We start from the raw sequence: 18,637 nt of genomic DNA, 5'->3' as shown, positions 1-18,637 counted from the left end.
TTATCTCCGGGTCGGGTCGAAGGTGACCGGCAGCGAGGCCCAGCAGGCGTCGTAGTCAATCTGCAATTGTGGGCAATCCAGGGCGAAACGGCTCGGTCGCAACACTTGGCTGGTCTCGAACATGAAGGCCATGGTGTTGTCGATTTTCACGGGTTCAAGCGCAGCATTGATGGCCTTGGTGCAGGTTTCGCCGTCCGGACCATGGGCACTCATGCAACTGTGCAAGGACGCACCGCCCGGCAGAAAACCTTCGGCCTTGGCATCATAGGCGCCCTGGATCAACCCCATGAACTCGTTCATCAGGTTGCGGTGAAACCACGGCGGACGGAAGGTGTTTTCAGCCACCATCCAGCGCGGCGGGAAGATTACGAAGTCGAGATTGGCCAGCCCATGGACGCTGGTGGGTGACGTCAGCACGGTGAAAATCGAGGGGTCCGGATGGTCGAAGCTGACCGTGCCGATGGTGTTGAATCGGCACAGGTCATATTTGTATGGCACGTTGTTGCCATGCCAGGCCACTACATCGAAGGGCGAATGATCCAGTTCACACCCCCACAACTCACCGAGGAATTTCTGCACCAGCGTGGTCGGGCGGGCAAGGTTTTCGTAATGAGCGACCGGCGCCAGAAAATCCCGTGGGTTGGCCAGGCCGTTGCTGCCGATCGGCCCGAGGTCCGGCAGGCGCAACGGCGCGCCATGGTTTTCGGCAATATAGCCGCGAGCTTGCGGATCAAGCAGCTCAACGCGAAATTTCAGGCCCCGGGGTATCACGGCAATTTCCAGTGGCGCCAGTTCCAGCATCCCCAGTTCGGTGGCGATGCGCAGCCGTCCCAGTTGCGGCACGATCAGCCATTCCCCGTCGGCATTGAAGAACACCCGTTCCATGGAACGGTTGGCGCGGTAATGGTAGAGGCTGATGCCGGCCGGTTTGTCCGAGCCGGCATTGGCCGCCATGCGCACCAGCCCATCGATGAAATCGGTCGGCTCGACGGGGATATCCAACGGGTTCCAGCGCAGGCGATTGGGCGTGACCTCCCCCAGAGGACCGCCCGCTGTCTGATGTTCAAGCTTGACGAAGGCCGGATGATTGGCCGACGGCCGGATGCGATACATCCAGGTCCGCCGCGCTTCGCTGCGAACCATGGTGAAGGCAGTGCCGGAGAACAACTCGGCATAGAGACCGTAAGGGGCTTTCTGCGGGGAGTTCTGGCCAACGGGCAAGGCGCCGGGCAGCGCCTCACTGGCAAATTCATTGCCAAAGCCTGACTGATAAGCCAGGTCCGACACTGTGGAATCGAGGGTCATGGAGCCTCCTGAACACAGGACTGGGTACGACCTCGTCGCTTCACGAAGAAACGTCAGGCGCACAAGTTATCTTTATCGTAATTCAATTACGCATAACGTAATTTGCTCGACAGCGACCGTCAAGCTATAAAGACGCCCATTCGCCTCTGGACTCAGCGCCTCCATGGAAACCCCGCTCAGCAACGGTAAACAGAAAGTCCGCTCGGCCGAAGTCGGCACCGACATCCTCAAGGCCCTGGCCGAGCTGTCGCCCTCCACGTCACTGTCGCGCCTGGCCGAACACGTGCAGATGCCGGCGAGCAAGGTTCATCGATACCTGCAGGCCTTGATCGCCAGCGGTTTCGCTGAACAGAACACCTCCACCAACCACTACGGCCTCGGGCGCGAAGCCTTGCGCGTGGGCCTGGCGGCATTGAATGGCATGGACGTGTTGCAAGTGGCCGCCCTGCCCTTGGCTGAATTGCGTGACGACTTGAACGAAACGTGTTTCCTGGCGGTGTGGGGCAACCACGGCGCCACCGTCGTTCGGATCGAACCCGCCATACGAGCAGTGACCGTGGTGACGCAACTGGGGTCGGTATTGCCGCTGCTCAGCTCGTCCACGGGGCTGGTGTTCAGCGCCTACCTGCCGACGCGCGAAACGATCGGGTTGCGCGAGCAGGAAGTGAGCGCCTCCACCGCCCATGCCCTGGCCGACGACCAGGCCTATGCCGCCCTGTGTCAGCAGATCCGCAGTCGCGGCCTGCACCATGTGCATGGCTTGCTGATGCCCGGCGTGGATGCCTTGTCAGCCCCGGTATTCAATGCCGTCGGCCAAGTGACGGCAGTGATGACCATCGTCGGCCCGACCTCCCTGTTCCATGCCGACGAGAGCGGCCCGGCGGCGCAACGACTGCTGGCGGCGACCCGGGCCGTGAGCTGGCGGATGGGGTATGAGGCAGGGGCAGGCAAATAATCGTCCTCCCCCTGGGAATTTTTTATCGCATAACGCCCATGACTTTGGCCTTGGCGACCGCCTGCGTGCGCCGCTGGACGCCTAACTTGCTGTGTATCCGGCGCGAATGGGTTTTTACCGTGTGCAAGGATATGAACAAACGTTCGGCAATCTGCTGATTTGAATAGCCCTGCGCAATGAGTTCCAGCACTTCCAGTTCGCGATGACTCAACAACGTGTCTTCGACTGCCACCGCCGGCTGCTCGATGTGCTCAGCCGATTGCGCCCAGCACAACAGATCAGGCTGGCGCGCGCGCAACTCGCACAAGGCTTGCTCGGCCCGCCAACAGGCAACTCGCTTGAGCCCCTCTTCCACGAGCGATCGCGCCTGGGAGCGATCAGCGGACAGCCAGACGACTTCAGCCAGCGCCAGATACAGTTCGGTTTCCAGGCCATGCATTTCACAGTGCTGTGCCCGGGCGATCATTGCCTTGAGTTGAGCTTGCGGGTCTTGCGCCTGATGCAGGTAGACCTCGGTCAGCACCAGCAGGTACTCAAGTCGCGCAATCAACTCAAGGGTCGCAGGAGGCGCATGCTTGGCCTGCGGCCCGCGAAAGTGACGCAAGACCCGGGTCAAGGCTTCATGGGCCAGCTCCGGACGGCCTTGTTGCAGCCAGAACTGGCAACTGGTTTGCAACAGCACGCCACGGTACACGGTGTCGGGGATGTGCCGCTGTTGCATGATCCGCTCGGCATCGCGCAGTTGCAGGAAAGCCTCGCCATAGTCGCCGCTATTGGCCGCCAGGATGGCTTTGCCGAGAAAGCCATAAAGCACCTGTTTGTCCTGGCAATGCAGGCCCGTTTCCAGACCCGCCTGAAACTGCTCGGCAGCCCGCTCGGCAAACCCCATGCGCAATGCCAGGCGACCACGGCGCAGGGCAATACGCCCCAGTAACGCAGAAAAGTCCTGCCCCGGCTTATCGAGCAACGCCTGAACCGCGCACAACAGATGGTCGGCCCGGTGAGGAGCGCCGCGTTGCTCCAGTATTTGAGCGTGATCCAGTTCCAGCAACCCCTCGAAGACCAGCGAGCCTTGGGCACGCGCCAGGCAAAGCGCCTGACGGTTGATCCATTGGGCAGACGCCAGTTCACCTTTGAGCAGTGCCTGCTGTGTCAGCCCCAACAGACACAACAGCTGTAAGGCCCAGGCCTCTGGGTCCAGGCTCGTCTGGGCCTGGAGCAAGTGTTCGCGGGACTGCTCGCCATCGCCCGAAAGGTGCAGCAGCCAGCCCCGCAGCACCTGCCACCGGGCCAGCAGTTGTCGCTGCTGGCAGGCCGATGGCTGCGGCATGAACCTGGCCAGTTGTTCAATGCACGCCGATGCCTGATCGAAGCGTCCGGCGAACAGCAACGACGCCGTGACCAGCCCCACTGATTGCGGTGTGCCGAGTGTCAGCGCTTCGCCTTGTTGATCATGCAGCTTCAGCAATAGCGTCACGTTGCTGCGCTGCAATACGTGCTCAAAATTCAAATGCTGCAGGAAACTGACAGCAGCCTCGAACTCTTGGGCTTGCATGGCGTGCTCGAATGCCATTTGCCAGTCCTGCTCGGCGGCAAACCACTGGCAAGCCCGGCGATGCCAGGAGCGTCCCTGCGGCCAGGGTTCGTCACGCACCAGTCGGGCCAGAGCCGGGAAAATCTGCAACCAGTCCGAAGACTGCTCCCACGGTTCGATAAAACAGCCCAGGTCCAGCAACAAGGGCAGGCATTCGGCGCCCACCGTGTCACCAAACAGATGCTCGCAGAGCCGGGCATTGAAGCGGGGCAGATGCGCCAGCACTCGCCAGGCTTGCGCCAGGTCCGGGGTCAGCGTACTGAACAACTCGTACTCAAGGTAGTCATGCAGGGTCCCGGGCCGCCCCGGCGACGCGTGGCTGCGCGCCCATTCACAACGTTCAAGCAGGGCGATGCGCACCCCGGCGCACCAACCGCCACTGCGCTGTATCACCTCGCGAGCGGTGCGGGCTCCCTGGGGCCCGGGCAGATGCTTGAGCAACTGCTGGACATCGTCATGGGTGAAGACCAGTGCCTGCGCATCGAACTCATGCAGTTCGTCATCAAGCAACAGGCGCGGCCAGTTACAGTGAGGACGGCGGCGACCATTCAACCAAAGGTGCAGCGCCGGACTGCTGATGCTCAACAGACGATCGAGAAACTGGTCCAGCTCGGGATTGGGTACCCGGCAATAATCATCCAGGAACAGCCAGGTCGGCGCTTGCAAGCCCGCCAGGTGAGCCAACAGGCCCCCTTCATCCAGCGGCGGCAGCCCAAGGGTCTGCGCCAGACGCTCGCACATTTGCGCCGCGTCCAGCGTCGCGCCCCCCAACGGCAGCCAATGCAACCGGCACCCGGCGGGCGCCTGCAGGAAACATTCAGCGAACAACGCACTCTTGCCACTGCCCGCCGGTGCGCAAAGCAGTTTTACCCGCGCCTCGGAGGCCAGCAAGGGCTCGCTCAAGGCCTTGCGCGGCACATGGGTCGAAGACAGCCGGGGCAGCAATCCAGGACGGTCCGGACACGGGGTCATGGCGGTCATGTGCGAAGTCCTGTTTATTATTGTTTCATCACCCTAGTCCTGTGGCGCTCACCTTTGGAGAAATATTCAGCGCGCTGATTGGCGCCCATAAAAAAAGACCGGCAAATCGATTGCCGGTCATCACGATTATCTAACGTCAGGCTCAATTCAGTGGGAGCATGGCTTGCCCGCGATGGCCGCGCCGCGGTTCAGCAATTGAACCGCGTTATCGTTCATCGCGGGCAAGCCATGCTCCCACAGATAAAACCTCTCGCCACAGTGACAAAGCTGCCAGAACTAACGAACCCCACTCGAGCGCAGCGCCGCTGGCGTGAAGTCCGCAGCCCTGGTTTGGAAACCGTACTCGTAACTGCGCTTCTCTTCGTTCTTCATCCCCAGCGCAATGTAGCGGCCGGCGATGATGTCGTAGAGCGCCTCAAGGGTGTAGCCCGGGTTCTGGTTGGCGTAGTAGAACTGGGCATGACCTTCGGCCACCCGCCACAGTTGACCGCGACCGTCGTAGTGGTCCACCAGCGCCGCCTGCCAGCTATCCTCATCGAAATACATGTGGCGCTTGGCGTAGATGTGACGTTCGTTTGGCTTGACCGTACCGACCACTTCCCAGACCCGATGCAACTCATAGCGGGTCAGATCCTGGTTGATGTGGCCGGCCTTGATCACGTCGTCGTACTTGAGGCTGGGGGAATCAAGTTTGTAGCTGTTGTAGGGGATGTACATTTCCTTCTTCCCCACCAACTTCCAGTCGTAGCGGTCCGGTGCCCCCGAAAACAGGTCGAAGTTATCGGAAGTACGTAACCCGTCAGCGGCGGTGCCCGGGCCGTCATAGGCCACTTGCGGGGCGCGACGCACACGGCGCTGGCCGGCGTTGTAGATCCAGGCCAGGCGCGGCTCCTTCACCTGGTCGAGTGTCTCATGCACCAGCAGCACGTTACCGGCCAGACGCGCCGGCGCGGTGACCGACTGTTTGAAATAGGTCAGCACGTTGCTGGCCTTTTCCGGATCGGCGTCTTTGATCAGAAACGGCACGGCGATCTCTTCTTCGAAGCGGATCGGTGTGAAGCTGCCGTTGGTTTGCGGGGTAGCCTGGGTGATGATCCGCCGCACGTTGCCACCGTGATAGCGGGTGACGTGGTTCCACAGCACTTCCACGCCGTTCTTGGGGATCGGGAATGCGTAATAACGGTTACCGGTGAAATTGGCCAGACCGTTGCCGTCATTGATGGTGGTTACGTTGAGGGCGCTGCGCTTGGCCGACTCGTAGATCTCGGGCGGTAGCGAGACGCTGCGATGAGTCGGATAGACCGGGATCTTGTAGGTTTGCGGATAGCGCTTGAACATCGCGATCTGGCCTTCGGAAAGCTTGTCCTTGTACTTGTCCACGGTCTCGGCGGTGATGGTGAACAGCGGTTTTTCACCGGCAAAGGGATCGGCCAAAAAGCCTTTGCTGTCCACCGCCCCGGCGTCTTTGGCGATGCCTCCGGTCCAGGCCGGAATCGAGCCATCGGCATTGCCTGCCATTTCCGCGCCCAGCGGCGTGAGGCTGGTGCCCAGTTTGTTCGCTTCATCCGGCGAAACCGCCGCCATCACGTTCGCGGCAAGCAGGCTCAGGGCCAGGGCGCCGCATTGCAGAATCATCTTGCGCATTGGTTTTTCCTTGTCAGCCAGATCAGAAGTTCACGCCAAAGCTCAACGCGAGGAAGTCGCGGTCTTCGAGAACGTTGTAGTCGCCGCCGAAAAAGTCGGTGTAACTCAGGCTGGCGGTGTAGGTGTTGCGGTAGTCGGCATCGACACCGACGCTGATGGCCTTGGCGCCTTCGTTGAACAGGCCGTTGGGGCCGTAGCCGGCGACGTCATGGGACCAGGAGACGTTGGGCTTGAAGTTGATACCGGCAACGACGTTGGAGTAGTCAAGAATCGCCCGGGCACGATAGCCCCAGGAGGTCGAGGTGACGAAACCGTCGGTGTCACCGCCAAAGCCATACTGGCCGTAGACCGAGTCACGGCCATAACGCAGCTTGTCCTTGGATTCCAGCCCCCCCACATGCACTACCGCAGCCTCGCCCACCAGAGTCAGGCGATCGGCGCCCATGACCTGATCGACGAAGTGCGTCAGGGTGCTCTGGATCTGAGTTATTTCCTTGCGCCGGTAGCCGGTGTTATCGGCCCCGGGCGAGGTCGCGATGGGCGACGCCGCGCCACCGGCAATCGGGTTGACCAGCGCCAGGGTCAGGTCATTGGTGTTGAGTTGCACCGGCGCGTTGGGACGGTAGCTGATTTCCCCGGTCCACGCGGTGCCGGTAGGCAGCGTGGTGGCGAAGCTGGCACCGTACAGACGGATGTCCTCGGGGTATTCAAGGTAATACTGACCACGCCCCAACATCACGCTTTGCGCCAGGCCGGCACCGCTGCCAGGGGCCAGCCCTTCTGCAATCGCGACCATTCCCGGCAGTGCCGACAAGGTAGACAGGCCAGCGGTGGTGGTGCCCACGGTTGGCGTGCGGCTGTGGTAATTCATGAAGTACAGGCCGTACTCGGTGTCATCGCCGAGCCAGCGCAGTGCCGTGCCCCACTGCCCGGAGTCACGGGCGTCGCGGTCGCCACCACGGGAAATGATCACCCCTTCACTGGAGACCTCGATGCCCTGACCGAACGCCTCCGTCAACGGCTGGAACGGCGCAATCGCCGGGCTGCCCACGGTGTAGCCGCTGGTGCAGCCATCGGCCACCACGTCGTTGCCGAAGAAAGTGCCGCAGTTATCGACGACTGTCTGGTCCCACTCCAGTTGGTAGAAACCTTCGATGGTGAGCTTGTCGGTCAAGCCCTGGGAGGCGAACAACATATTTACCGGGATCAAGCCTTCCTTGATCTCGGCACCCGGACGGCGGAACGCGGAGACATCCACCGGGTTGATGCTGTTGATGGAGTTGCCGATGAAGGTACTTTCACCCCAACTGACCACCTGCTTGCCCGCACGCACCGTACCCGGCAAGTCGGCGATGGAATAATTGTGATAGACAAACGCATCGAGAAGCTGCGCCCCTGACGACTTGGAACCTTCCTTGCGGTTGCTGTCGCTGATGTCCTTGAACGGGCGGCTTTCGTCCTTGAGTTCGAAGTCATACCAATACTTGCCGCGCACGAACACGCCAGTATCGCCGTACTTGAGTTCGAGATCGTGCAGGCCTTTGAATATCTTGGAAAAGGTCTCGCCCTTCTTGAAGTTCAGCCGCCCATCGTCACCGGTGGAAGACTGCCCCGTACCGCCGTTGACGCTGCCGACCAAGTCCCGGTCGGCGTCGCGCATGCCCCAGCTCGCGCCCACGGACAACGAGGAGTCGAACTGCCCCTCGATCTCGCCAATATTGAATGAAACGGCCTGCGCCTGGGCAGAGCAACCCAAGGCCACCGCGACGGCCAGCGCCTGCGGTTTGAAGATGGCGCGCATTGTTATTGTTGTCATGCGTCTTCCCCGGTGAGTGACAGAGCCTTCACCCTACTGCCGCACGACATGAGCGATAAGCGCACCAAGGAGGTATTCGCGCTGTACCCCGAAAGGATTACAGGCCATGGGATACGGGGCTTTGCGCCGGCCATGGACGCACTGGATGATGGGTTATCAGCGCCGCGCATATTCATCGGGCCTGTTAACTGTTGCATGCCCTGCAACGGTGCATGTCCGGATCCGGGCTGTTTCCGCTGATGCCCAATCCCTATGCTGGCCGGGCTTTCAGGGCAACGGGCCTGCAAGCACAAGTCGTCATGGCCCCCTCGTGCCTGACGCACCGTCCTTCGGATGGATTGGTGCATCGGTCCATCACCTCCCGTGTTCACTGACGTTGGTTTTTGCTCCTTTGCAACGTCATTTTCAGGCCGCTGCTTTTTGCAGCGGCCTTTTTTATGTGCGGCTATTTCCGAGTTAAAACTTCTTGTTTCCTACGTTGTTGTCGGAAAGGCTCACCTGCTTGCATTAAGAGATCGAACTTATAGTTTCCTTGGTCGCCCAGGATGGGTGACCACACAAATAGCCATGAACGATCGCACGTGCTGAATGACGGTGTGGCTATTCAGATTCGATTCGAAAGGAACTCGATATGCAGCAAGAAAAAAACATCCTTGTAAATAGAGGTATACCTCGCACGCCTTCGTCACCTGACGGGTTTGGGTTTAACGCAAGGCGCGTGTCAGGCCCAGACCACTCCGATCGTGCATACGATGCCGTTGACTATGCTCTTGATTGACTGGATGAAAGCAACACTTCCACCGAAGAGCTCTTCAACGAAAACATCAGAAACATCGCTCATATAACCAACACAGAACTCGCAAAAACAAGAGCGGCCGTTGCTGCGGTGGTCCCTCCTGGAACCGATGCGATCGAAATTGAATTACGAACACTCAAACTACAACTTTTCAAAGCGAGGACAGATCATCAAGAACACATAGCAATAGCCAATACTTATTATGGTCATGATCCACTGACTCACAAAGTTCAAGACGTTCGTTATAAGGGTTTCGAGCTCATTGGCCGCCGAGGAGGACAAAGGACTTACTACAACGCAATTGCCAAGTGGAATGTCTCTTATGCTGCGGCGTACGAGGCAAAATTTCTGGCTGAGCAAATCAAGCTACTGGATGCTCGCTTAATCACACACAACAATGCCATTGCCGAGGCAAACGCAAAAGCAGCCGCAGAGGCTCGGGCAAAGGCCCAGGCTGAAGCCCAACGCTTGGCTCAGGAACAGGCGCGCAAGGCTGCCGAAGCCGAGGCTAGACGCGCTGCTGAAGAACGAGCACGGCTTGCGGCAGAGGCGCAACGCCTAGCAGCAGCTGAGGAAGCCGCAGCTCAAGCAGAAGCCCAGGCCGAAGCCAAACGCATTACCGCGGCGCAAGCACGCAAGGTCGCCGAAGCCGAGAGACTACGCGTGGCCCAGGCACAAGCACTGCGACAGGCCCTGGCCGGTCGTGCATTTCCAATGCCGGGCACCGCAGCCGTAGCTGGTCCAGTGTTTGCGATCGCTGGTAGTAGCCTGGCCACAAGCCCGGCAATGACCTCGGCAATCCAGACTGCGTTACGAACCGCGATCGCCATGGCCGTCGAAACGGCCACCGCAGTAGCAGCGCCGGCTTTGGCTGGATTCGCTGCCCTGCTTTATTCACCCACGTTAGCGAACGGTGAGCTGCCGGAGCGGTTTGCTTTCAGTACACCACTCTCAGACCTCACGCCGACGCAAAACGATGATTTACATGACATGGCTGATGCTGGCGAGGCCATTGATTTGCCTGTACGCCTTAGTTCCCAGGTAGCAGCAGATGGCCAGTCGGAAATTTTTGTAGTCAACACTGCCGGTATGAGTAGCCCCTCAGCAGTCACGTTAGTGCCGGTTACTTACAACGCCCAACACAATATCTACATCGCTACGACCGCAGGTATTTCCCCAAAAACCTTAACCTGGACACCAATTGTTCAACCCGGAAACAGTCCCACAGCGCTTCCCATTGAACCTCCTACCACGCCTGTTTTTACAGGTGCATCGATAACGCCTGTTGCGGGAAGGATTGATCCATTCCCTGAGATAACCGAGAACAGCTTTGATGATTATATTTTTGTTTTCCCAATCGACTCAGGCCTGCCGCCTCTGTACATCATGTTCAGGGATCGACGGGAAGACCCTGGGGTTGCGCTGGGATCGGGTACCCCGGTTTCAGGCGTGTGGACGGACGCAGCATCGAAAGGCGAAGGAGCACCCATTCCGTCGCAGATTGCGGATCAGTTGAGGGGGAAGGAGTTTAGACATTTCAGGGAGTTTCGGGAGAGTTTTTGGAAGGCGGTTGCTGGCGATCCATACTTTCTCAACAGTTTGATCCGGGCAGCCTAGCTCATATGAAGAACGGATATGGAGCATTCGTCAAAAAAACAGAGCGAGTTGGCGCTCGCATTAAATACGAGCTGCATCACAAGCAATACATTTCGCTGGGCGGAGATGTTTACCACCTTGAAAACATCAGGCTAATGACACCTCGACAGCACATCCAAACGCATCAGGAGAACAAAATATGAACTCAACAATAAGCGAGATTAGCGAGTTAGAATTTTTGGCTTTTGTCAAAAAAATATATGAAGCTGATTTCTATCCAGAAGAGGCTCACACTCATGCAGTCTTAGAATTTGAACGAATTTCAGAACATCCTTCTGGATCAGATTTATTGTATTACCCAGAAGCAGGAAAGAGCGGACCTGAGGCTGTGGTGAAGGAAGTAAAGAAATGGCGCGCCGCCAACGGAAAACCGGGATTCAAGCAACCCTAATCCAATGAAAAACCAATCAGCGCCCTTTTGCTGCTGACAGCCCGCAGCAAAAGGGTTTTCTATTGCCATTATTAAAATCCTTAGCCTCTTAGCGCCCGTTCCTACAACAAAGCCAGAATCCAACTACGCGCACATAAAAAACCCACTGCTACGCTGAAATCAATCGCAGCATTTCGCTTCGATTTATTGACCAGTGAGTTACAGAGAATGCAAATAAACAATACAAGCTATCGTTCAAAAAAAGGTTTTAACAGTCGCGTTCGTTTTTTGGTTTTCCATTACACCGCCGGCAATTTCGCGTCGTCCATCAATGCACTGACAGGCCCGTCGGTCAGCGCCCATTACCTGATTCCCGACTTTAGCGACCCAATCTATTTGAAAGCGGGTTTCAAGGAACCACAGATTTTCAACTTGGTGGACGAAAAACAGCGGGCCTGGCATGCAGGTGTGAGCAGTTGGGGTAATCGCAGCAACCTGAACGACAGCTCGATCGGCGTGGAGGTAGTCAACCTGGCGACCGATAACCAAGGGCAATTTACCTTCCCGCCTTATCAACCCCAGCAAGTCGAGGCCATCGAGTACCTAGCGTTGAACATCCTCAAGCGCTATCCAGAAATAAACCCGGTCAACGTCGTGGGGCATTCGGACATTGCTGCTGGCAGAAAAAGCGATCCCGGCCCGATGTTCCCCTGGCATACGCTGTATCTGAAGGGCATCGGCGCCTGGTTCGATGAACCCACGCAGAAAGCTTACACCCGCGCCTACCAATGCAACGGCCTGCCGACTCGCGAGCAACTGCTCGGCTTGTTCCGCAAATATGGGTATGACACGTCGGCAGCCGCCACAAGTGCGGGTTTTCAGCGTTTGGTGCGAGCCTTTCAGCTGCACTTTCGTCCAGCGAAATACGACGGTGTGATGGACATCGAGACTGCCGCGAATCTGGCGGCGCTGGTGAAGAAATACGTCCCCTGACCACCGTTGCCGCGCGTGACGGCAACGGGTCGAGGCCGCAAGGTCAAACGGTGTAGCGCTGCAAATTCGCCATCATTTCCTTCAATGCCTCAAGGTTGTCGTTGGGGTGTACCGCACCCTCGAAATCACAGATCTGTTGCCAGTGGGCCGCGACGTCTTCGGGCGAGAAACCTTTGCTTGGATCGAAGCCGGCACCCAGGCTGCGCTCCCAACGCACCTTGCCCATCCAGCCGCCGCCCACTTCGAACAATCCGGAGGTTTCCTGGCAGGCCTCGCTGGCCAGGTACACCACCAACGGGCTGACGAGTTCAGGCTTGAGCTGTTCGAACACCTGCGGCGGGATCAGGCCTTCGGTCATGCGGGTGCCGCCGGTGGGGGCGATTGCATTGACCAGAATATTGTTCTTGCGGCCTTCGATGGCCAGGGTGCGCGTCAGGCCATACAGGCCGAGCTTGGCCATGCCGTAGTTGGATTGACCGAAGTTGCCGTAGATGCCGGACGTGGAGGCCGTAAAAATCACCCGCCCGTAATTTTGCTCACGCAAATGTGGCCAGGCGGCGCGGGTGACTTTGTAGGCACCCTCGACATGGACGCGGTAGACCAGATCCCAGTCGGCGTCCTCCATTTTGTGGAAGGTCTTGTCTCGCAGGATCCCGGCGTTGTTGACCACTACATCGACCCGGCCGAACGCATCAAGGGCATTCTGCACCAGTTTGTCGCCATCGGTGACGGAGTCGTGGTTCGCCTCGGCAATGCCGCCGGCCTGGCGAATTTCAGCGACCACCCGATCCGCCGCCGAGGCGTTGGCTCCTTCTCCCTGGGCAGAGCCACCGAGGTCGTTGACCAGCACTTTAGCCCCTTGCCTGGCGAACAACAGGGCATGGGCTCGCCCCAGGCCACCGCCGGCTCCCGTGACGATCACGACTTTATCTTCGAAGCGCACAGATTCACTCATGGGCAGAACTCCAGCAGGCAATAGGACAATGCCCCGAGTGTCGGGCACAGGGCGGCCGGTCACAATCAACAGGGTTGCCAGTGAATGGTGGGCAATAAGGTGAGGGGATGATGCGAACCGGATTTGCTGTGTGTGCGAACCTGCTCGCAATAGTGCTTCAAACTTCAGGGCTTATGAGCAGACCACCTGCCTGACCGGCTCGGCCAGGTTTTCACGAAACTCCAGGTAATGCTTGAGTACCTGCACCGGGGCTTCGGTGTGTGGGTAGTGGCCGATGTCGGGCAGCAGTACGGTGTCAGGGTTGGGGATCAGCGCCTCATAGCGCGCCACCATGTGCTCACCGGAAATCGGATCGACCGCGCCATCGATCACCCGCAACGGCACTTGGTCGCGCTGCATGGCCAGCACCCAGCGGTCTCGCTGTACACGCCGCTCGGGAATATAGGCGATGAGTTTGTGCATGATCCGCGGTCCGTGATGGGCTTCGACCAGGCTCCAGTAATCGTCCATTTCGCTTTCGGTCGGGCCGGTCCTGGGGCCGAATATCTGGCGGAAACTCTTGACCAGGCCCTCTCGGGAAAAAGCCCGGCCGAGTAGCCAGCCCAAGGGGCTGAGCAACAGTTTTTGCATCAACACCGGACGATGGGTTTCAGGGAACAGGCCACCGTTGAGAAAGACACAACTGGCAAGTTCGATGCGCGCTTCGTAGTGACGGGCGATCAGTTCCTGGGCCACGCTGTCACCATAATCATGGGCCAGTACGTGCACCGCTTGCTTCACATTCAGATGTGCCAGCAAGGCCTGCTGCAGATCAGCCTGCTCCAGCAGGCTGTAGACATGATCCGTCGGCTTGGCCGAGTCGCCAAAACCGAGCATGTCGCAGGCAATCACTCGATAACGCTGCGCCAGCGGCTGCCACAAGTAATGCCAGTCCCAACTGGCCGTGGGGAAACCATGGATAAGCAGCAGCGGCTCGCCGTGCCCCGCCACCCAATACCGGATAGCGTGGCCACGGAACATCATTGTCTGGCTGCGCTGGCGCCAAATACGCAGAGGAATCTGAACCAGAGGCATCAGTTTCTATAACCCGAATCTTGTTGATCGAGCTTGCGCAGCAACGCCGGCCATGCCAACGCGCCTCCCATGCCTTGGGCGCTTTTGGTCACCCCGGCAATCATTGCTCGAGCGCCGGCCAGTATCTGCGGCTCGATGGCAATCAGTTCAGCCCCACCACTGTGCGCCAGGACCTGGATGTCACAGGCTCGCTGGAAGGTGAACATCATGAGGAAGGCGTCGGCAATGCTGCCGCCGCAGGTCAGCAGACCATGGTTGTGCAGCATCAGGAAATTATTGTCGCCCAGATCCGCCTGCAGGCGGGCCTTCTCTTCGTGGTTGAGGGCCACACCTTCATAAGCGTGATACGCCAGACTCGACAATACAAACAACGATTGCTGGCTGATGGGCAACACACCCTGCTTCTGTGCCGACACGGCGACCCCGGCCGCGGTGTGGGTATGCAGCACACAAGCCACGTCGTGCCGCACCTCATGCACCGCACTGTGGATGGTATAACCGGCCGGATTGATCTCGTAGGGGCTGTCCATCAGCTTGTTGCCGGCCTGATCGACCTTGACCAGGCTAGAGGCGGTGACCTCATGAAACATCAACCCGAACGGGTTGATCAAAAAATCATCGGTACCGGGCACCTTGGCGGATATATGCGTGAAAATCAGGTCATCCCAGCCATGCATGGCGACAAGCCGGTAACAGGCGGCCAGATCGACGCGGGTTTGCCATTCGGCGGCACTGACCTGATCTTTGATGCTGAGTGTCGATGGGACGGGCGCTACGCTCACGGCTCTGACCTCTGGCTTTCTAGTTATAGGTACTTGTTCTGAAACAGTCATGAACAAGCTAACCCAGTCTAGTCAGCTCCGGCCGGGCCGGTAGTTGCATTGGCAGCCAGCTTAATGGCCGAGCGAGTCATCAACGCAGTGGCCGTACCCACCATCGCATCAACCACGCAACGCGTTGATCAACTCCTCCAGCCAGGGTTCGGCATCGGTTTCCGGGGTGACGCTTTCGCTGGCATCCAGACGCAACATAGGCAATACCTCACGCACACCCAGCTCGGCGAACAACTCGCGCATCTGTTCGCCACCACCACAGAAGGTATCGCCATAGCTGGCATCGCCCAGGCCTATTACGGCGCCGGGCAAGTCACGAAACGCGGCAGGCAATTGGTCGCGAATTGTCGAATATAACGGCATCAAGTTGTCCGGCAACTCTCCCATGCCCGTCGTGGAAGTCACGGCCAGCAAGGCCTCCGGACCAAATGCCTGAATGTCCACAAGGCTTGCGCGCGGGTTGTGCAGCGTTTCGAAACCCGCGTCACCGAGCAGTTTGGCGGCGTGCCGGGCGACTTCTTCGGCGGTCCCGTAGACGGAACCCGAAAGGATGGCGACTTTCATCAATCTGATCCTGAACCGGAATAAAAAGAGCGGCGATAGTAACAGGCTCAGACGCAACGCTGCGATTGACTCTCAACAACCGATAATGGCCAGTAGACATAGTGCCAGGTTCTTCTAAAATGCAGCGCACACAGGGATGTTCAAGGGATGTCGCCCATGATTAACGCTCAACTGATGCAACTGGTCATCAACGCTTCGAACGACGGCATCGTCATCGCTGAAAAAGAAGGCGACGAAGACAATATCCTGATCTACGTAAACCCGGCTTTCGAACGGCTGACCGGCTACAGCAGCGACGAGATCCTTTATCAGGACTGCCGTTTCCTGCAGTCGGGAGATCGCGATCAGCCGGCTCTGGAACAGATTCGCACGGCCCTGAAGCAGGGCGATGCTTGCCGGGAGATACTGCGCAACTACCGCAAGGACGGCAGCCCTTTCTGGAATGAGTTATCTCTATCGACGGTGCAAAGCGAGGCGGACGGACGCACTTATTTCGTCGGCGTGCAAAAAGACGTGACGGCGCAGGTCAAGGCTCAGCAGCGCGTCGCCCAACTAGAGAAGGAGCTGGCTGAAGCACGAGCAACCATCGCCCGGCTCGAAGCGACGAACGGCGCAAACAAAACGGCGAATTAGCGGTCAGTCACTACAATCACCAGTGAAAATGTAAATACTCATTTCGAGCACACCATGCAACGCGATGCCCTCCTGACGCAGGATGAATTGGATTTCATCCGGACCATGCAGCACAACCCGCAACTCAACGAGCGGGATGTAACGTCGAGCTTGCTGGTAAACGGCGGGTCGCAAATTCGTGACTTGCTGACGCGCCTGGCGGCTAACGAGCAGGTCACGCTGCACGCCAACTTTGAAAACCAGCAAATGACTTTTCCGTTGCATCTGGTGGAAGACGAATTCCACGCGATGCACCTGCGTCTGGGCGTGCCCAGCATCTACGAAGACGGGCCGAAGATTCGTCCATGGCGCCTCACCCTTGACGAACCGGTGGCACTGGAGAATGCCAGAGGCCAGCCGGGTCCGCTCTGGGCCCATGAGGTGTCCTGCAAAGGTATCCTGCTGGAAAACCGCAGTCGCACCAAGCCACCAAAGCAATTTGCCTTGTGGTTCAGCCCGTCAGGTTATGAAAGGATTTCCCTGCGCGGCACGCTGGAACGGGAAAACGATCAAGGCCTGTACGCCTACCATCTGAGCCAGAATGACGAGGATGAGACCGAACGCCTGCGCCAATACATCCTTCAGCAACACCGTCTGACCCATCCGGCCATGCATATCTAGCCTAGCGCGGCCTCACCAGCCGCTCATCAGGTATCCAGACTACCCGCCAAGAGTTGTCGCAACCTCTGGCGCATCAACGTCCCTTCACCGCCCAGGCAACCGATTGACGATCCCGCCAGGCTGCCCTGGAGCAGATCGGACACATCACCGGCCAGCATCAGCGGGCAGTCCAGGCCCATCGCCAGTTTGTTCAGGCGCTTGGGCAACTCAGGAAGCGGTGCATGATTGGAAACCAGCACCAACGCCAAAGGCTGGATTTTCTGGCATACCAGGGTCAGCTCGTCGAACGGCAGCCCGATGGTCAACACCCTGACGCCTACCTCCGCCTTGGAGACGAACAGCGCCGTGACCAGCAACTCCAGCTCTCGGCATTGACCGACAATGCCAACCACTAGCACGCGCCGCGTATGGGCTTCGCGTTTGAGCAAGAGTCGCTGGATGATGCGTGATCGCAGGAACCCATCGAAAAACACCCATTCGCTGGTTTGTCCGAACTCCTGCTGGCGTTGCTGCAACTGCCGCCAGATCGGCATCAGGATGTCCTGGAATACGATCGGCACCGCATAGGTGGAAAATATCTGCCCGTAGAGACGATCCAACTCTATATCGTCAAAGTTGCCAACCGCGTCCGCCACCTGTTGTTGCCACTGGGCGTAATCGGCTTTTACCAGATCGGGGGAAATAAGCGCGGAGACAGGCTGCACCGACGCGGTCTTGGTCAGGATCTTTCCCACTTTGCTCACGGCCACCCCACGCTCGATCCAGCCGAGGATGCTGCGCACCTTTTCGATATCGCCCAGAGAGTACAAGCGATGCCCGCTTTCGGTGCGAGTGGGCTGGATCAGACCGTAGCGACGCTCCCATGCGCGCAAGGTTACGGGATTCACGCCGGTCAGCCGCGCTACTTCGCGGATCGGGAACAGTTCCTCCTGCTTCAAGGCAGTGGATGCCTGGAAAACGAAGTTATCCTCTGTGATTACGCTCATTTTGGCAGACAGTTCCGGCTGGCAAATTGGATCCCAGTGTACTCCCTCTGCGTCATATGATGACAAGAGCAAACACAGCCGACGTGCGACTTTGTTGCTTTTCGCTCAATATGGAATAAACCTTGCCTGCTTTTTTGGCGAACGGACGCTACCCACCACCCGGGGGCGTTCCCGCGAATCTCCTACCCGGAGTACCGCACCTGTTTTACGGAGATACATAATGTCTACCTCACCCGTCACCCTGATGGTTGCCCGCCGTGTCGCCAATGGACGCTATCAGGACCTGATCGCCTGGTTGCGTGAAGGCGAAGAGCTGGCTACCGACTTCCCCGGCTACCTGGGCTCCGGCGTGCTCGCGCCACCGCCCCAGGACGATGAATTCCAGATTATTTTCCGTTTTGCCGACGAGCAGACCCTGCATGCCTGGGAGCACTCAGCCTCGCGCACGGCCTGGCTGGGACGAGGCAGCGATCTGTTTGCCCATCCTTCGGAACACAGGGTGCGGGGTATCGATGGTTGGTTCGGCAGCGGCCAACGTCCACCGCGCTGGAAACAGGCCGTAGCCATCTGGCTCGCGTTCTTTCCAGTGTCACTGCTGTTCAATTTCCTGCTGGGACCGTTGCTCAGTGAGCTGGGGATGATGAGCCGCGTGTTGATCAGCACACTCATTCTGACGCCGCTGATGGTCTACCTGTTTATCCCGATGTCGACGCATCTGCTGGCGGGTTGGTTGAACGGTGCAGCGCCCAAAGCACTGCCAACCAAGCCGTCTACACAGAATCAGTGATGCTGCGTAGTCTTCGCCGATCGCAGAGTTCGGCT

General features: G+C 58.6%; 15 protein-coding genes and 1 pseudogene. 7 read left to right on the top strand and 9 right to left on the bottom strand.

Annotation, left to right across the window (positions count from 1 at the left end):
• The gene (hmgA, locus tag PSH57_RS04700; RefSeq protein ID WP_305388097.1) at positions 1-1,305 is read right to left on the bottom strand and encodes a homogentisate 1,2-dioxygenase; all 1,305 of its coding nucleotides are present in this window, start codon (positions 1,303-1,305) and stop codon (positions 1-3) included.
• Positions 1,306-1,468: 163 nt separating this feature from the next.
• Between hmgA and PSH57_RS04695 the strand changes: the two genes are divergently transcribed.
• Positions 1,469-2,260, top strand: coding sequence for an IclR family transcriptional regulator (locus PSH57_RS04695; protein WP_305388096.1), 792 nt, complete (start codon positions 1,469-1,471; stop codon positions 2,258-2,260).
• Between the two features lie 22 nt (positions 2,261-2,282).
• Here the strand turns inward: PSH57_RS04695 and PSH57_RS04690 are convergent, their stop codons facing one another.
• From PSH57_RS04690 to PSH57_RS04680, 3 genes are all read right to left on the bottom strand, one after another.
• Positions 2,283-4,835, bottom strand: a complete 2,553-nt coding sequence (locus PSH57_RS04690; protein WP_305388095.1) for a helix-turn-helix transcriptional regulator — start codon at positions 4,833-4,835, stop codon at positions 2,283-2,285.
• Between the two features lie 276 nt (positions 4,836-5,111).
• Positions 5,112-6,479, bottom strand: a complete 1,368-nt coding sequence (locus PSH57_RS04685; RefSeq protein WP_305388093.1) for a DUF1329 domain-containing protein — start codon at positions 6,477-6,479, stop codon at positions 5,112-5,114.
• 22 nt (positions 6,480-6,501) lie between these two features.
• Positions 6,502-8,295, bottom strand: a complete 1,794-nt coding sequence (locus PSH57_RS04680) for a DUF1302 domain-containing protein (RefSeq protein ID WP_305388092.1) — start codon at positions 8,293-8,295, stop codon at positions 6,502-6,504.
• Between the two features lie 1,510 nt (positions 8,296-9,805).
• On the opposite strand from PSH57_RS04680, the pseudogene PSH57_RS29230 reads away from it, so the two are divergent.
• The 3 genes and pseudogenes from PSH57_RS29230 (at position 9,806) to PSH57_RS04665 (ending at position 12,110) form a co-directional block, all read left to right on the top strand.
• Positions 9,806-10,890, top strand: a pseudogene (locus PSH57_RS29230) (S-type pyocin domain-containing protein).
• Positions 10,887-11,138, top strand: a complete 252-nt coding sequence (locus PSH57_RS04670; RefSeq protein ID WP_305388090.1) for a bacteriocin immunity protein — start codon at positions 10,887-10,889, stop codon at positions 11,136-11,138. The pseudogene PSH57_RS29230 and the gene PSH57_RS04670 overlap by 4 nt, the downstream one beginning before the upstream one ends.
• A gap of 207 nt (positions 11,139-11,345) precedes the next feature.
• Positions 11,346-12,110, top strand: coding sequence for an N-acetylmuramoyl-L-alanine amidase (locus PSH57_RS04665; protein WP_305416670.1), 765 nt, complete (start codon positions 11,346-11,348; stop codon positions 12,108-12,110).
• A gap of 43 nt (positions 12,111-12,153) precedes the next feature.
• Here PSH57_RS04665 and PSH57_RS04660 read toward each other — a convergent pair whose 3' ends face one another.
• The 4 genes from PSH57_RS04660 to PSH57_RS04645 all read right to left on the bottom strand — a co-directional run bounded on the left by PSH57_RS04660 (position 12,154) and on the right by PSH57_RS04645 (position 15,536).
• A complete protein-coding gene (locus PSH57_RS04660; protein ID WP_305388089.1) occupies positions 12,154-13,065 on the bottom strand; it encodes an SDR family oxidoreductase in 912 nt (303 codons plus the stop codon).
• A gap of 171 nt (positions 13,066-13,236) precedes the next feature.
• The gene (locus PSH57_RS04655; protein ID WP_305388088.1) at positions 13,237-14,139 is read right to left on the bottom strand and encodes an alpha/beta fold hydrolase; all 903 of its coding nucleotides are present in this window, start codon (positions 14,137-14,139) and stop codon (positions 13,237-13,239) included.
• The gene (locus tag PSH57_RS04650) at positions 14,139-14,921 is read right to left on the bottom strand and encodes a class II aldolase/adducin family protein (RefSeq protein WP_305388086.1); all 783 of its coding nucleotides are present in this window, start codon (positions 14,919-14,921) and stop codon (positions 14,139-14,141) included. Before PSH57_RS04650 ends, PSH57_RS04655 begins: the two co-directional genes overlap by 1 nt.
• A gap of 159 nt (positions 14,922-15,080) precedes the next feature.
• Positions 15,081-15,536 (bottom strand): flavodoxin, encoded by a 456-nt coding sequence (locus PSH57_RS04645; RefSeq protein WP_305388084.1) that lies wholly within the window; start codon positions 15,534-15,536, stop codon positions 15,081-15,083.
• A 156-nt stretch (positions 15,537-15,692) separates the two neighbouring features.
• On the opposite strand from PSH57_RS04645, the gene PSH57_RS04640 reads away from it, so the two are divergent.
• On the top strand, positions 15,693-16,169 hold the full coding sequence (locus PSH57_RS04640) for a PAS domain-containing protein (RefSeq protein ID WP_305388083.1): 477 nt from the start codon (positions 15,693-15,695) through the stop codon (positions 16,167-16,169).
• A 54-nt stretch (positions 16,170-16,223) separates the two neighbouring features.
• Positions 16,224-16,829, top strand: a complete 606-nt coding sequence (locus PSH57_RS04635; RefSeq protein WP_305388082.1) for a hypothetical protein — start codon at positions 16,224-16,226, stop codon at positions 16,827-16,829.
• Between the two features lie 26 nt (positions 16,830-16,855).
• Here PSH57_RS04635 and PSH57_RS04630 read toward each other — a convergent pair whose 3' ends face one another.
• Complete coding sequence (locus PSH57_RS04630; RefSeq protein ID WP_305388081.1) at positions 16,856-17,815, bottom strand: MerR family transcriptional regulator; 960 nt, start codon at positions 17,813-17,815, stop codon at positions 16,856-16,858.
• A 220-nt stretch (positions 17,816-18,035) separates the two neighbouring features.
• On the opposite strand from PSH57_RS04630, the gene PSH57_RS04625 reads away from it, so the two are divergent.
• Positions 18,036-18,602 carry an antibiotic biosynthesis monooxygenase gene (locus PSH57_RS04625; RefSeq protein ID WP_305388080.1) on the top strand — a complete coding sequence of 189 codons (567 nt, stop codon included), beginning with the start codon at positions 18,036-18,038 and terminating at the stop codon, positions 18,600-18,602.
• Positions 18,603-18,637: the final 35 nt, after the last annotated feature.

The organism is Pseudomonas hefeiensis (assembly GCF_030687835.1).
GTDB lineage: Bacteria > Pseudomonadota > Gammaproteobacteria > Pseudomonadales > Pseudomonadaceae > Aquipseudomonas > Aquipseudomonas hefeiensis.
This window is presented reverse-complemented; position numbering and strand designations above follow the sequence as displayed.